At 39.1% G+C, this 13,888-nt stretch carries 14 protein-coding genes; 11 read left to right on the top strand and 3 right to left on the bottom strand.

Annotated elements, in window-relative coordinates:
• Nucleotides 1-293: 293 nt before the first annotated feature.
• The 4 genes from H0S58_RS10660 (at nucleotide 294) to H0S58_RS10645 (ending at nucleotide 2,602) form a co-directional block, all read left to right on the top strand.
• Nucleotides 294-674 (top strand): ribonuclease E inhibitor RraB, encoded by a 381-nt coding sequence (locus H0S58_RS10660; protein WP_053579698.1) that lies wholly within the window; start codon nucleotides 294-296, stop codon nucleotides 672-674.
• A 340-nt stretch (nucleotides 675-1,014) separates the two neighbouring features.
• Complete coding sequence (locus H0S58_RS10655; protein ID WP_195726505.1) at nucleotides 1,015-1,467, top strand: SRPBCC family protein; 453 nt, start codon at nucleotides 1,015-1,017, stop codon at nucleotides 1,465-1,467.
• Between the two features lie 167 nt (nucleotides 1,468-1,634).
• Complete coding sequence (locus tag H0S58_RS10650; protein WP_195726504.1) at nucleotides 1,635-1,976, top strand: zinc ribbon domain-containing protein YjdM; 342 nt, start codon at nucleotides 1,635-1,637, stop codon at nucleotides 1,974-1,976.
• A 233-nt stretch (nucleotides 1,977-2,209) separates the two neighbouring features.
• Nucleotides 2,210-2,602, top strand: a complete 393-nt coding sequence (locus H0S58_RS10645) for a 5-carboxymethyl-2-hydroxymuconate Delta-isomerase (protein ID WP_195726503.1) — start codon at nucleotides 2,210-2,212, stop codon at nucleotides 2,600-2,602.
• A 72-nt stretch (nucleotides 2,603-2,674) separates the two neighbouring features.
• Here the strand turns inward: H0S58_RS10645 and H0S58_RS10640 are convergent, their stop codons facing one another.
• A complete protein-coding gene (locus H0S58_RS10640) occupies nucleotides 2,675-3,442 on the bottom strand; it encodes a hydroxymethylpyrimidine/phosphomethylpyrimidine kinase (RefSeq protein ID WP_195726502.1) in 768 nt (255 codons plus the stop codon).
• A 100-nt stretch (nucleotides 3,443-3,542) separates the two neighbouring features.
• Between H0S58_RS10640 and H0S58_RS10635 the strand changes: the two genes are divergently transcribed.
• On the top strand, nucleotides 3,543-4,190 hold the full coding sequence (locus tag H0S58_RS10635; RefSeq protein WP_195726501.1) for an HAD-IA family hydrolase: 648 nt from the start codon (nucleotides 3,543-3,545) through the stop codon (nucleotides 4,188-4,190).
• Between the two features lie 90 nt (nucleotides 4,191-4,280).
• Here H0S58_RS10635 and hemJ read toward each other — a convergent pair whose 3' ends face one another.
• Nucleotides 4,281-4,733, bottom strand: coding sequence for a protoporphyrinogen oxidase HemJ (gene hemJ / locus H0S58_RS10630; RefSeq protein ID WP_053579704.1), 453 nt, complete (start codon nucleotides 4,731-4,733; stop codon nucleotides 4,281-4,283).
• An 18-nt stretch (nucleotides 4,734-4,751) separates the two neighbouring features.
• Nucleotides 4,752-5,981: a beta-ketoacyl synthase N-terminal-like domain-containing protein gene (locus H0S58_RS10625; protein WP_195726500.1), complete on the bottom strand. Its 1,230-nt coding sequence runs from the start codon at nucleotides 5,979-5,981 to the stop codon at nucleotides 4,752-4,754.
• 277 nt (nucleotides 5,982-6,258) lie between these two features.
• Between H0S58_RS10625 and H0S58_RS10620 the strand changes: the two genes are divergently transcribed.
• From H0S58_RS10620 to H0S58_RS10595, 6 genes are all read left to right on the top strand, one after another.
• Nucleotides 6,259-7,692, top strand: a complete 1,434-nt coding sequence (locus tag H0S58_RS10620; RefSeq protein ID WP_195726499.1) for an EcsC family protein — start codon at nucleotides 6,259-6,261, stop codon at nucleotides 7,690-7,692.
• A gap of 171 nt (nucleotides 7,693-7,863) precedes the next feature.
• Nucleotides 7,864-8,238: a 30S ribosomal protein S12 gene (gene rpsL, locus H0S58_RS10615; RefSeq protein ID WP_004648013.1), complete on the top strand. Its 375-nt coding sequence runs from the start codon at nucleotides 7,864-7,866 to the stop codon at nucleotides 8,236-8,238.
• A 176-nt stretch (nucleotides 8,239-8,414) separates the two neighbouring features.
• Nucleotides 8,415-8,885 (top strand): 30S ribosomal protein S7, encoded by a 471-nt coding sequence (rpsG, locus tag H0S58_RS10610; RefSeq protein ID WP_016657334.1) that lies wholly within the window; start codon nucleotides 8,415-8,417, stop codon nucleotides 8,883-8,885.
• Between the two features lie 130 nt (nucleotides 8,886-9,015).
• The gene (gene fusA, locus H0S58_RS10605; RefSeq protein WP_195726498.1) at nucleotides 9,016-11,154 is read left to right on the top strand and encodes an elongation factor G; all 2,139 of its coding nucleotides are present in this window, start codon (nucleotides 9,016-9,018) and stop codon (nucleotides 11,152-11,154) included.
• A gap of 93 nt (nucleotides 11,155-11,247) precedes the next feature.
• Nucleotides 11,248-12,438 (top strand): elongation factor Tu, encoded by a 1,191-nt coding sequence (gene tuf / locus H0S58_RS10600; protein ID WP_195726497.1) that lies wholly within the window; start codon nucleotides 11,248-11,250, stop codon nucleotides 12,436-12,438.
• 539 nt (nucleotides 12,439-12,977) lie between these two features.
• A complete protein-coding gene (locus tag H0S58_RS10595; RefSeq protein WP_195726496.1) occupies nucleotides 12,978-13,853 on the top strand; it encodes a metal-dependent hydrolase in 876 nt (291 codons plus the stop codon).
• Nucleotides 13,854-13,888 lie beyond the last annotated feature (35 nt).

Raw genomic sequence — 13,888 nt, 5'->3', positions numbered from 1 at the left:
TTATTAAAAATTGAAAAGCTTTAAATTATATTTTATAAATAAATCTAAGCGTGACTTTTTATACGGTATTTATTTTTTTATGATTCTGCTGGTATAAAATCCAGTTATGCGCGTTTAAAACCTTTTAAGGCTAATTTGATCATTCGATCAATGATTGCAATATTCACACTTTTCAATCAATTTAAATTCGGCTTGACTCACAGCGCCAATTTTAAATCGCGAAACTGAAACAATCTTGAGCTAATCTGGATACAATGATATAGCTGTAAATGATGACTATAAGGAAACCCTCCATGACACGTGATTTTGAACAATTCCCAGATGATGAAAATGGTAACGTGCTTTGGCAAATGGCTGAAGATGGTGATGATTTGACTGAAGCGCACGAAATTGAGTTTTCAATTGCATTTCAAACGCAAGAACAAGCAGAAAAATGTGCGCTTTACCTGCTCAAAGAAGAACAAAAAATTAGCTTATTTGAAGATGAAGAAGCCGATACGCTTGAATGGGTCATTACCATTTATGTCTATATGGAACCTGAGTATTCCGACATTATTGATATCGAAGAATGGTTTACAAAAATTGCTGAGCAACATGGTGGTGAATACGACGGTTGGGGTTGCATGGCCTATGTATATGACGACGAAGACTTTGAAGAAGAAATTCAAAGCTAGTTTTAAGCTCTAAACAAGAGCCTGAACAAGTGAAAGATAAAAAACGCATTTGATTTCATTTTTATAAAAAAACCTAACGCAGTGCAGTGTTAGGTTTTTTTATATTGTAGACTTAAAAATTGAGTATGTTGAATCATAAAAATAAGGTATTAGAAAATGCAGAACATAAAACTATTTTTAGTTCTTCAATGAGCTGTATAGAAGGATTAATTTTTGTCTATTCTCTATAAAAACCGATACCAAAGCGCTACAGAATATTCAATCATTCGCACTAAACTGAAGATATAAAATAAAGTATTCAAGATCAAATATTCAAAACAAAAATAATGAGGAAGACGAAATGAACCCAAGTAATACCGTTAAACTTCACCGTGTATTTAGTGCACCCATAGAGCGTGTATTCAAAGCTTTTATCGATCCAGATGCATTGGTCAAATGGATGCCACCGCATGGTTTTACTGCCAAAATTCAGCATTTTGATGCACAAGTGGGTGGTCGTTATAAAATGTCTTTTACAAACTTTTCAACAGGCTCAAGCCATTCTTTTGGTGGGCATTATCAGGAAATTATTCCTAACCAATTGCTACGTTATACCGACCAGTTTGATGACCCAAATTTGCCAGGTGAAATTGAAGTCAATATTCAATTTAAACCTGTTTCTGTGGGAACAGAAGTTCATATTACACAATCGGGTATTCCTGATGTAATTCCTGTAGAAGCATGTTATTTAGGCTGGCAAGAATCCTTGCAACTGTTGGCTTTACTAATTAACCCTGAAATTCCTGATCAGTAATGATATTGATGCAGATTTTAAAAAGTGAAAACTAATCGCATATTTAAAGCCATGAAAAGGTTTTAATACAAAGTTAAAATATTATTCGGCTTTATTCCTTAAAATAAAGAAGGTTTTAAGCATGCAGCTGATTTGTAGAATGTTATAGTTGAATTTTTGAGATTTTTATGATTTTACCACACTGTCCGCAATGTCATTCCGAATATACTTACCAAGATGGTGAATTATTGATTTGCCCCGAATGTTCGAATGAGTGGAAACTGGGGGAGCATCCAGCTGAAGATACGGTCAATATTAATGATGCAAATGGCAACGTTTTGAAAGATGGTGATACCGTAACCGTGATTAAAGATTTAAAAATTAAAGGCTCTTCATCTGTGGTGAAAGTTGGCACAAAAGTGAAGAATATACGTCTCTTGGTGGATGCAAGTGATGGTCACGATATTGATTGTAAAATTGAGGGAATTGGTGTGATGAAGTTAAAATCTGAGTTTGTAAAAAAAGCCTAGACAGAGCTAACTTGAGGGCTCAATACATTAAAAACTCTGGCTAAAATGCTGGAGTTTTTATTCAGTTTAATAGGATCATTTATATTCAGAAAAATAAAAATGTGATGTAAAAATAAAAATTAGATTTCATTAGATACACAACATCATGATGGCTACATGATACAGCGGTTAATTTTCGCTTAGTGCCATCAACCTATTGTATATTTGAGCATCCACTTTTTAGAGTTTTTGTTATGCCACATATCCATCTTGAATATTCAGCCAATATTGAAAATCTGGACACGAAGCCTATTTTACTGGCTTTAAATCAGGCATTGGTGGATGGTGCATATGTCAGTTCTGCAAACGATGTTAAAAGTCGTGCTATTTGTCAGCAGGAATATGTGATTGGACTTAATGATCCTACTCAAGCCTATATACATGCGAAAGTATCGTTATTGACTGGGCGAAGTCTGGATGTTCAACAGCAAATTTCAAAATTGCTGCTAAAGACGCTTGAGCAAGAATTACAGAAATATGCTCAATTTAATCTACAAATTTGTGTAGAAATTTTAGAAATGCAGAAAAATACCTATTCGAAAAAAGTTGTAACGCTCAACGAACAGATCGGATCAGTATTTATTTGAAATCACTTGACCTGATTATCACGTTTATAAAAGCAAAGTTGATCAGGTCTGATTTAATTTAAAACATGCCATTTAAAATCGTTTTGGAATTTTCTGACCATTGGGTACAGGTGTTTCGGCTTTTTTCAGTACACCCAATAACCACGTTTCAGCATGATGAACAGCCTGTGTGAGTTGATCACCTTGTGCCAAACGACCCGCTATAAAACTGGCCAAAGAACAACCTGAACCATGATACTCACCGTCTAAACGAGGGCATCGAGTTTCAGAGATAAATTCACCGTTTATATATAGCGCATTCCGGATATATTCAGGGGTATCTTCATGCCCTCCTTTGACTAAAACGGCTTTTGCACCCATCTGAAACAGCTTATTTGTGGCTTGATCAAGATCTTCCAGACCTGTTAAAGCACGTAACTCGACTGTATTGGGCGTGATAACCGTTGCCAGTGGAATCAGTGCTATAAATGCCTCAACCAGTGTTTCCTGATTGCCGAGAGAGCCGCCACTATTGGCAACTAATACAGGATCAAGCACATATAAATAATCAGGATGTTCGGTTAAAAATTCGGCCAACGCTGCAATATTTTCGGTGGTGCCGAGCATGCCTGACTTGACACATTTAATAGGTAAATCATTGACCACTGCATGTGCTTGTGCCAAAAGTAATTCTCTTGAGGTTGCTTCAAAACCAAACACCTGTTGCGAGTTTTGAATGGTCAATGCCGTACAGGCAATTGCAGCATGTGCGCCACTTTGACCAATTGCTTCAATATCTGCTTGCAAGCCTGCACCACCTGATGGGTCTAAACCAGAAAAGCAAAGTACAGTAGGGCGCACGATGATGTCCTTTATTCACAAAATTTGCGTTAGTATAGGCAAATTTGAGCCAAGTCTCGATAGTATTTGTGAAGTAAAAATTTAAGCAGAAGGGCGTGTTGTGATTAAAAATATTTTAATTGATTTGGATGGAACACTTACTGATCCCAAAGTGGGTATTACTACCAGTGCGCGTTTCGGTTTAAATAAAATCGGACATCCGATTGCTGAAAGCGAAAATATTGACTGGATCATTGGGCCACCTTTAAAAGCATCTTTGGCCAAAATTTTAAATGTGGCTGTAGATGATATTTTGGCCGAACAAGCATTAATGGGCTATCGTGAACGTTTTGCAGTGACGGGTTTGTTTGAAAATCATATATTCGAGGATGTTTCTTCAACTTTAGCAATCTTACAAAACCAAGGTTATCGTTTGTTTTTAGCCACAGCTAAACCGGAAGTGTATGCACGACAAATTTTAGAACATTTTGAATTATTAACTTATTTTGTGCATCCCTATGGCAGTGAACTCAATGGTGAACGTACTCACAAAGCAGAGTTGATTGCCTATATTTTAGAAAAAGAGCATTTAGATCCTGCTGAATGTTTGATGGTTGGGGATCGTGAGCATGATATCCTCGGTGCGCGTCAAAATGGTATAGAAACGATTGCGGTAGAATATGGCTATGGTTCAGATGAAGAGTTAACTGCGGCGCAACCAAAAGCTAGAATTCAAAGCTTTGCGGAGTTGCTTGATCATTTGAATTAGTAGATATACATAACGATTAATCTTTTAGAGGTACTTATTTAAACCTCACTCATAAAAAAACCTCCGGAAGGAGGTTTTAAAATAAACAGCTTAAAACTGCGGTTTGACGACCACTAAAATGACCACTGCGAATAAAATCAAGGTCGGCATCTCATTAAAATAACGCCAGAACTTATGTGATTTATAATGTGCATTGCCGATTAATTTCTTTCGATAATAACCACAGAAAAAGTGGTAAATGACCAAAAGACCCACCAAAGCAACTTTAAGGTAAAACCATAAGGCTTCATGGTAATGCCGTGTTGCATCACCCCATTCAACTAAAAAATGTGCCGTAATCAGTGTGGCAATCATAGACGGCCACATAATGCCACGGTACAGTTTTCGCTCCATCACTTCGAAGCGTTGATGACTGACTACATCATCACTCATTGCATGGTACACATAAAGGCGTGGTAAATAGAACAATGCAGCGAACCAGCAAACCACAGCAATAATATGTAATGCTTTTACCCATAAGAAAGCATCAGAAGGTGCGTCCATCAATAATCCTATACGGGATTATGCATCCCATTTCTTGAAAATAAGGCAGGCGTTTACACCGCCAAACCCAAAACTGTTACTCATTACAGTATTCAGTTTTGCATCACGTTTTTCAAGTACGATATCAAATGGTTTCGCTTCTTCATCCAATTCGGTCACATTGATATTTGGCGCAATGAAATCATTTTGCATCATGAGAACAGAATAAATGGCTTCCTGTACGCCCGCAGCACCTAAACTATGACCTGTCATTGATTTGGTTGAGCTGAGTGGTGGAACTTGACCTTCACCAAACGCACGCTCCATCGCTTTTAATTCTGTAATGTCGCCAGCAGGAGTAGATGTCCCATGAGTGTTGACATAGTCAACTTGATCTACACCATGTTGTTTAGCTTCTTCAAGTGCCATAACGACACAACGTGTTGCGCCTTCGCCTGAAGGGGCAACCATATCTGCACCATCACTATTCGCGGCATAAGCGACAACTTCAGCTAAAATTGTTGCACCACGTGCTTGGGCATGTTCAAGTGATTCAAGCACTACAAAACCGCCACCGCCTGCAATCACAAATCCATCACGATCCGCTGAATATGGACGTGATGCTTTTTCAGGTGTTTCATTGTATTTGGAGCAAAGCGCGCCCATTGCATCAAACAATAAGCTCTGAGACCAGTGATCTTCTTCACCGCCACCCGCAAGCATCAAATCTTGTTTACCCAATTGAATCATGTTGTAGGCATAACCAATTGCGTCTGCAGAAGTTGCGCATGCACTGGTAATTGTATGTGCGATGCCTTGTAACTTAAATGCTACGCCCACATTTGCTGTAATGGTATTTGACATGTTGCGCGGAACAAAGAAAGGACCGACTTTGCGTGCACCTTTGGTATCTAGAAGTTCTTTCATTTCAATTACAGATGCAGTTGAACCGCCACCAGAGCCACCTGCAATCCCGTAACGTGGATTACCTGCTAAATCTTCAGCTTGTAAACCTGCATGCTCTACTGCAGCAAGTGCTGAGTTATAAGCATACATTGCACAAACACCCATAAAGCGTTTTAATTTACGGTCAATATGATCAAAATTTTGTTCTGCAGCTGCACTCACATGACTTTTGAAGTTGAGTTCAGCATAAGTTGGGTTAAAACGTGTCCCAGAAATCCCATTTTGCAAAGAATTGGTTACTTCTTCTAAAGAATTGCCGATGCATGAGTTAATGCCCATGCCAGTGATTACAACACGTTTCATCTAAAGATCCCTTATATGGTAGTGTCTGAGCAAATGCGCTTGAGTGAGGATATCATCTCAATAGAAAATCTGTGCATTACTCATGTATTTCAATTACATTCATCATAGCAGAAAGATTTTTGAATTCTTATGGCAAAGGTTATGTCTATTTTTTCTAGGCAGTTTGCTGAAGACAGTACAATTCAATTAACCAAAACATACACATTAATATTGAGATAAACTTAGACTATATCTAGTATTTATCGATAATTGTAAGAATTGAAAATGAGGATAAAGAATGACAGATAGTAATAATAAACATTCGCATGGATTCTTTTCAAATGCCTTCGGAGTGGCTAAAAAGATCAGTGCAACAGGAATGGACGTGTTGAACCAGATTGCGCCAGACAGTGTGACGAAGATCATACAGCCAACAAATAATGGACAAGTGATTGAAGGAAGTGCAGAACATAAAAGTGCTTTTGATGCGAAACGATATGACAATCCTCAACAAATGTTAAGAGAACATTTACCACAAGTATCCAGACAACTTTTGGGTAAACAGTTTGGTACAGTCAACCGCGTTGCCAGTCTCGTTTCACCACAATTTTCAGACAAAATATCGGATTATTTTTTTGATCATTTGAACCAATTCACCTCAAATCTAAGTTCTGTAGATGCTGTGTTGGATCAAGCTGGTGCACAAGACTTAGAAGAGCTGACCAAAGATGTTGATCGTTCAAAACGCCTGAGCCAAGCTTTAGCTGAACAGAACAAATGGCTTGCTTCTTTGCAAGGTGCTGTAACTGGTGCAACAGGTGTAGTGGGTTCTGCTGTTGATGTTCCATTATCGATTGTAATGTCTTTAAGAATGATTTATCAGGTTGGTCGGGCGTATGGTTTTGAACTGAATAAAGAAACAGAGCAAGATATCGTTCAATTTGTATTTAAACAAATTGATCTGGGCATGATTGCTGAAAAACAAAGCGTACTCATGGCACTAAAAGCATTATCCAGTATGTTGCAAACTCGAGATGTATCACAATTCCAACAAATTTTAGGTTCAAGTAATGATGCTGAAGCACTTAAAAAGTGGTTAGTAAATGAAAATGGCGAAATGAAATGGGCGTGGTTGAATCATCTTCCTAAAATTTCTATGATCAGTAAATTGTCACCTGTTGCTGGTGCTGGGGTCGGCGCTGTCTATAGTTGGAAACTGGTTGAAGATGTAAATCAAAAAGCACAACAAATTTTCTCTCATGCCCGCAGTTATTTACAGCAGCATCAAGGGGGCAACTTGTCGGCTATTGCTGCTTATGAGAAATCTATAGAATTACTGGCACAAGCGAGTCCTAAACTGTTGGATCATTTGTCTAAAAACGAGGTAGAGGCTCCAGAGATTAAGTTGGATCAGGAGATTGAGTTTCAGCATCATGACACCATTTCTAAAGTAACTCTCAAAAAGAAAACAGCTGAAACTCAAGTAGATGAAACCGAAAAAGGACAAAAAGTCCAGCAAGGTTTAGAGAAGTTAGCTGAAAAGATGGTTGAACAGCATGAACACGTTGAGCCACAAAAACCTGCAGTTACTCCTGAAGTTTCGTTATTGGATGAATATCCTGAAGAGGAAACTGTGAATGATCCAGTTTCGAATGAAAAAGTAGATGAACAATCGTTAGAAAAAACGGAAGCTGCAGCTGTCAAGAAAAGAGTTACAAAAAAGAAATCTTAAAATTGAGGGTTCAAGTCATGTAAATGGCTTGAAACTGCCTAGATATAAGGAAATGGTCAATATTTGATAGTACGTCGAATATTGACCATTTTTCTATCTTCGCTTACAATTGTGTGCCCTCAAAAAAGTGGTTTTTTTTTTGAGGCTTTTAATTAACGGGAGAATTGCCAAATGGCAACAACAAATCAGTTGATCCGCAAGGGTCGTACGACTTTGATTGAAAAATCAAAAGTTCCTGCGTTGAAGGCTTGTCCACAACGTCGTGGTGTTTGTACACGTGTTTACACAACTACACCTAAAAAACCTAACTCAGCAATGCGTAAAGTTTGCCGTGTTCGCTTAACTTCTGGTTTTGAAGTTTCTAGCTACATCGGTGGTGAAGGCCATAACCTACAAGAGCACAGTGTTGTTCTTATCCGTGGTGGTCGTGTTAAAGACTTACCAGGTGTACGTTACCATACCGTTCGTGGTTCTTTAGACTGTGCTGGTGTTAAAGATCGTAACCAGTCTCGTTCTAAATACGGTACTAAACGTCCTAAGAAATAATCTTTCGAGATCATTTTTAAGAACGTAGAACCGCAATCCTTTATCGTCTCGCTTGTCTGATTTCTGCATTAATTTTGTGAAATTCAAGCGACGTGTAGTAAGGCCAGTGAATAGTACATGACACTTTGTACTGATGCTGGATAAACCTGAAGTGTCATATTTATAGGTGTATTAAAATGCCAAGACGTCGCGTAGTCGCTGCCCGTGAAATCCTTCCGGATCCTAAGTTCGGCAGCCAAACAATCGCTAAATTCATGAACCACGTAATGCAAGATGGTAAAAAATCTATTGCTGAAAGTATCGTTTACGGTGCTTTAGACCGCGTTCAAGAAAAAAACAAAGTAGACCCAGTTGAATTTTTCGAGACTACTCTTGAAAAAGTTCGTCCTATGGTCGAAGTAAAAGCACGCCGTGTTGGTGGTGCTACTTATCAAGTGCCTATGGAAGTACGCCCATCCCGTCGTACTGCCCTAGCTATGCGTTGGTTAGTAGATGCTGCTGCTAAGCGTTCTGAAAAAACTATGGCTTTACGTCTTGCTGGTGAGTTGCTTGATGCAGCTGAAGGTAAAGGTTCAGCGATCAAGAAACGTGAAGATGTGCATCGTATGGCTGAAGCCAACAAAGCCTTCTCTCACTACCGTTTCTAATCGGCTAAAACAGGCCTTAATCAGGAGGATGATGGGTCGGTTTCACTGAACTGTCGTCAAAGCGCTTTAAGCTGTCATGCAGCTTAAAGCGTCCTGTTTTAAACAACAAAATTTAGGAATGCAAGAAATCATGGCTCGTCAAACCCCAATTTCTCGTTACCGTAACATTGGTATTTCAGCACACATTGATGCTGGTAAAACCACGACTACTGAACGTATTTTGTTCTACACAGGTGTATCTCACAAAATTGGTGAAGTACATGATGGTGCAGCAACAATGGACTGGATGGAACAAGAGCAAGAACGTGGTATTACCATTACTTCTGCTGCTACGACTTGTTTTTGGTCTGGTATGGGTAAGCAATACCCAGAACACCGTGTAAACGTAATTGACACCCCAGGACACGTTGACTTCACAATCGAAGTTGAGCGTTCTATGCGTGTTCTTGACGGTGCATGTATGGTTTATTGTGCTGTAGGTGGTGTTCAGCCTCAGTCAGAAACTGTATGGCGTCAAGCAAACAAATATAAAGTGCCTCGTTTAGCATTCGTGAACAAGATGGATCGTACTGGTGCCAACTTCTTCCGTGTTGTTGAACAAATGAAAACACGTTTAGGTGCACATCCTGTACCTGTCGTTATCCCTGTTGGCGCTGAAGAAAACTTCACTGGCGTTATCGACTTGATCGAAATGAAACAGATCATTTGGGATGAAGCTTCTCAAGGTATGCAGTTCGAATACGGTGAAATCCCGGCTGAACTTCAAGAACTTGCTGAAGAATGGCGCACAAACATGGTTGAAGCTGCGGCTGAAGCTTCTGAAGAATTGATGGATGAATACCTAAACAATGGCGACTTGTCGAAAGAACAAGTTGTTGCTGGTATTCGTGCTCAAACTTTGGCTTGTGAAATCCAACCAATGCTTTGTGGTACAGCATTCAAAAACAAAGGTGTTCAACGTATGTTGGATGCTGTTATTGATTTCTTACCATCACCGACTGAAGTTAAGCCGATCGAAGGTATTCTTGACGACAAAGCTGAAACTAAAGCGATTCGTGAAGCATCTGACGAAGCACCGTTCTCTGCACTTGCATTCAAAATTATGAATGACAAATTCGTAGGTAACTTAACGTTCGTACGTGTGTATTCTGGTGTGCTTAAACAAGGCGATCCAGTATATAATCCAGTGAAATCTAAGCGTGAGCGTATTGGCCGTATCGTGCAAATGCACGCAAACGAACGTCAAGACGTTGAAGAAATTCGCGCTGGTGATATCGCTGCATGTGTAGGTCTTAAAGACGTTACCACTGGTGATACACTTTGTGCTGAGAAAAACATCATTACACTTGAGCGTATGGAATTCCCTGAGCCAGTAATTTCTTTAGCTGTAGAGCCTAAGACAAAAGCTGACCAAGAAAAAATGTCTATCGCTTTAGGTCGTTTGGCTAAAGAAGATCCATCGTTCCGTGTTCGCACAGACGAAGAATCTGGTCAAACGATTATTGCGGGTATGGGTGAGCTTCACCTTGACATTCTTGTTGACCGTATGAAACGTGAATTCAACGTTGAAGCGAACATTGGTAAACCAATGGTAGCTTACCGCGAAACAATCAAAAAGACTGTTGAGCAAGAAGGTAAATTCGTACGTCAAACAGGTGGTAAAGGTAAATTCGGTCATGTATATGTTCGTTTAGAACCTATGAATGTTGAAGAAGCTGGTAAAGAATACCTATTCGCTGAAGAAGTTGTTGGTGGTACTGTACCTAAAGAATTCTTTGGTGCAGTTGATAAAGGTATTCAAGAACGTATGAAAAATGGTGTATTGGCTGGTTATCCTGTTGTGGGTATCAAGGCGACACTATTTGATGGTTCTTACCATGATGTCGATTCTGATGAATTGTCGTTCAAAATGGCAGGTTCTTACGCTTTCCGTGATGGTTTTATGAAAGCGGATCCAATCCTTCTTGAACCTATCATGAAAGTTGAAGTAGAAACGCCAGAAGACTACATGGGCGATATCATGGGTGACTTAAACCGTCGTCGTGGTATGGTTCAAGGTATGGACGATTTACCTGGTGGTACGAAAGCAATTAAAGCTGAAGTTCCGCTTGCTGAGATGTTTGGTTACGCAACTTCTATGCGTTCTATGTCTCAAGGTCGTGCGACCTACTCAATGGAATTTGCTAAATATGCTGAAACGCCTCGTAACGTGGCTGAAGGCATTATTTCTAAATTCCAATCTGGTGGTAAAAAAGGTGACGACGAGTAATCTTTCGATTATTATAAGCCCAAACTAATTCATAGTTAAAAACCAAGTGCTCATGCAGTAACCCTGCATGAGTAGTTAAAAAAGGAAGCTCTCATGGCTAAGGCTAAGTTTGAACGTAATAAGCCACACGTAAACGTGGGTACAATTGGTCACGTTGACCATGGTAAAACAACTTTAACAGCTGCAATTGCAACTGTATGTGCTAAAACTTTCGGCGGTGAAGCGAAAGATTACGCAGCAATTGACTCTGCACCAGAAGAAAAAGCACGTGGTATTACCATTAATACTTCGCACGTAGAATACGATTCTCCTGCTCGTCACTACGCTCACGTAGACTGCCCAGGTCACGCCGATTATGTTAAAAACATGATCACAGGTGCTGCTCAAATGGACGGCGCGATCCTTGTATGTGCTGCGACTGATGGTCCTATGCCACAGACTCGTGAACACATCCTTTTATCTCGTCAGGTAGGTGTACCGTTCATTCTTGTATTCTTAAACAAGTGTGATCTTGTTGATGATGAAGAATTACTTGAATTGGTAGAGTTGGAAGTTCGTGAACTTCTTTCTACTTATAACTTCCCTGGTGATGACACGCCAATTATCCGTGGTTCAGCACTTGCTGCACTTAACGGTGAAGAAGGTCAGTACGGTGTACCTGCAGTACTTGCTCTTGTTGAAGCGCTTGATACTTACATTCCAGAACCAGAACGTGCAATCGATAAAGCATTCTTAATGCCAATCGAAGATGTATTCTCTATCTCTGGTCGTGGTACGGTTGTAACAGGTCGTGTTGAAGCGGGTATCGTTAAAGTCGGCGAAGAAGTAGAAATCGTTGGTATTAAAGATACGGTTAAAACGACTGTAACTGGCGTTGAAATGTTCCGTAAATTGCTTGACGAAGGTCGTGCTGGCGAGAACTGTGGTGTTCTTCTACGTGGTACTAAGCGTGAAGACGTTCAACGTGGTCAAGTATTGACTAAACCAGGTGCAATCAAACCGCATACTAAATTCGATGCTGAAGTATACGTACTTTCTAAAGAAGAGGGTGGTCGTCATACACCATTCTTGAATGGTTACCGTCCACAATTCTATTTCCGTACCACTGACGTAACTGGCGCAATCCAATTACAAGAAGGCGTGGAAATGGTAATGCCAGGTGACAACGTAGAAATGTCAGTAGAATTAATCCACCCAATCGCAATGGACCCAGGTCTACGTTTTGCGATCCGTGAAGGTGGTCGTACAGTGGGTGCTGGTGTTGTTGCGAAAGTAACTCTATAATCAGTATTGATTGTGTAAAAAAAGCGCCTCTTTGAGGCGCTTTTTTTATTGTCTTAAGAATAGAACTTAATCATTTAGTAATTTATACAATTAAAAACGTTTAAGAGTGAAGGGGCTAAAATATTCAGTTTTCATTCAAATGATTTAATTTTGATACTTTTCATGAGTTCTTTTTAATTTTAAATAGTCGAAATAAAACACCCAAAAACACATGTTTAATCCAGAATAAAAAAACTTTATTTCTCCTTCATCACATTTTCAGTTGGTTTTATTTCTTATTTTTAAGCCTAATAAAATGCCGAGGATGGATTTAGTATTGGCATCATCCTCCTAGATAAAAAGTTTAATTTTTAAATGATATTGTTAATCATTACTCATATAGATTAAAACAGGACTGTTGAAAATTTTATTGTCTAACAATTTATTTAAAAGCTGTCCTTATCTGATACTTCTCTGACCTGATCTGCAATTATTCTCTTCATTTAAACTCGTATGATGAATCATACGTTGTTATAACAAGAAGATAAGGAGTAAAACGCATGAATGCAAAAGTGAATATTTCAAATCGGGCAGGTGCAAGTTTCCCTGTACGTCGCATGGATTTTGAGTTTGGTGAGGTTCCGCGTTATTGGGCCGCAAATGATGCTGGGCTAACGCATTTTATGACAACTCTTTCGGCATTGTTTCCTGAAGGAGAACAGTTTTTTGTCGACAGCACGCGAGCAGTTCGCAAACATCCAAAACTCAGCGATCCAGATTTGCAACGTGAAATCAGTGCTTTTATTGGACAAGAAGCCATGCATTCTAAAGAACATTTGGCATTTAATTCTTCTGCTCAATCTTATGGTTATGATATTAGAACCATGGAGCAACAAACGGGTAAAGTCATTAGAACTGGAACTAAAGTTCTTACAACACTGCTCAAGCCTTTTGGTGTGACTAAGGAAATGATTGATTTGACAGGAACCTGTGCTTTGGAGCATTTTACAGCAGTGATTGCCGCTGAATTACTACAGAATAAAGATGTACAGGCAATGTTTAATGACAGCACGATGCATCAGTTATGGATGTGGCATGCAGTTGAAGAAAATGAACATAAGGCAGTTGTTTTTGATGTGTATACCGCAATATATGGACATGGACTAAAAGCCTATACGATGCGTGCGATCGCGATGATTATTGCTATGGGGTTGATTTTTATGACTCAATCTTATTTTACTGCTCAATTAATGAAAATTGATGGCAAGCTTACATGGAAAGACAGTAAATATATGTTGAAATTTATGTATGCACGTAAAGGATTTATGACGCGTCAAATTCCTGAACTGTTAGATTTTTTCAGACCAAATTTTCATCCAAATGATAGTGATACTGATCAATTACTGGCAGATTGGAAGTTGAAATTAGGTTTGTGATATCAGTTTTTATTTGAAAGGGCAGATAAAATTGC

Origin of the sequence: Acinetobacter sp. TTH0-4, from assembly GCF_015602665.1 — a bacterium.
GTDB lineage: Bacteria > Pseudomonadota > Gammaproteobacteria > Pseudomonadales > Moraxellaceae > Acinetobacter > Acinetobacter albensis.
Note: the sequence above shows the minus strand (reverse complement) of the source record. Positions and strands in the feature narration are given on the sequence as shown.

Bases quoted from the DNA above. Each gene is read 5' to 3' on its own strand.
- H0S58_RS10660 (WP_053579698.1), top strand. From the start codon at position 294: ATGACACGTGATTTTGAACAATTCCCAGATGATGAAAATGGTAACGTG.
- H0S58_RS10655 (WP_195726505.1), top strand. From the start codon at position 1,015: ATGAACCCAAGTAATACCGTTAAACTTCACCGTGTATTTAGTGCACCC.
- H0S58_RS10595 (WP_195726496.1), top strand. From the start codon at position 12,978: ATGAATGCAAAAGTGAATATTTCAAATCGGGCAGGTGCAAGTTTCCCT.
- fusA (WP_195726498.1), top strand. From the start codon at position 9,016: ATGGCTCGTCAAACCCCAATTTCTCGTTACCGTAACATTGGTATTTCA.
- H0S58_RS10625 (WP_195726500.1), bottom strand. From the start codon at position 5,981: ATGAAACGTGTTGTAATCACTGGCATGGGCATTAACTCATGCATCGGC.
- rpsG (WP_016657334.1), top strand. From the start codon at position 8,415: ATGCCAAGACGTCGCGTAGTCGCTGCCCGTGAAATCCTTCCGGATCCT.
- H0S58_RS10650 (WP_195726504.1), top strand. From the start codon at position 1,635: ATGATTTTACCACACTGTCCGCAATGTCATTCCGAATATACTTACCAA.
- H0S58_RS10645 (WP_195726503.1), top strand. From the start codon at position 2,210: ATGCCACATATCCATCTTGAATATTCAGCCAATATTGAAAATCTGGAC.
- H0S58_RS10620 (WP_195726499.1), top strand. From the start codon at position 6,259: ATGACAGATAGTAATAATAAACATTCGCATGGATTCTTTTCAAATGCC.
- hemJ (WP_053579704.1), bottom strand. From the start codon at position 4,733: ATGGACGCACCTTCTGATGCTTTCTTATGGGTAAAAGCATTACATATT.
- tuf (WP_195726497.1), top strand. From the start codon at position 11,248: ATGGCTAAGGCTAAGTTTGAACGTAATAAGCCACACGTAAACGTGGGT.
- rpsL (WP_004648013.1), top strand. From the start codon at position 7,864: ATGGCAACAACAAATCAGTTGATCCGCAAGGGTCGTACGACTTTGATT.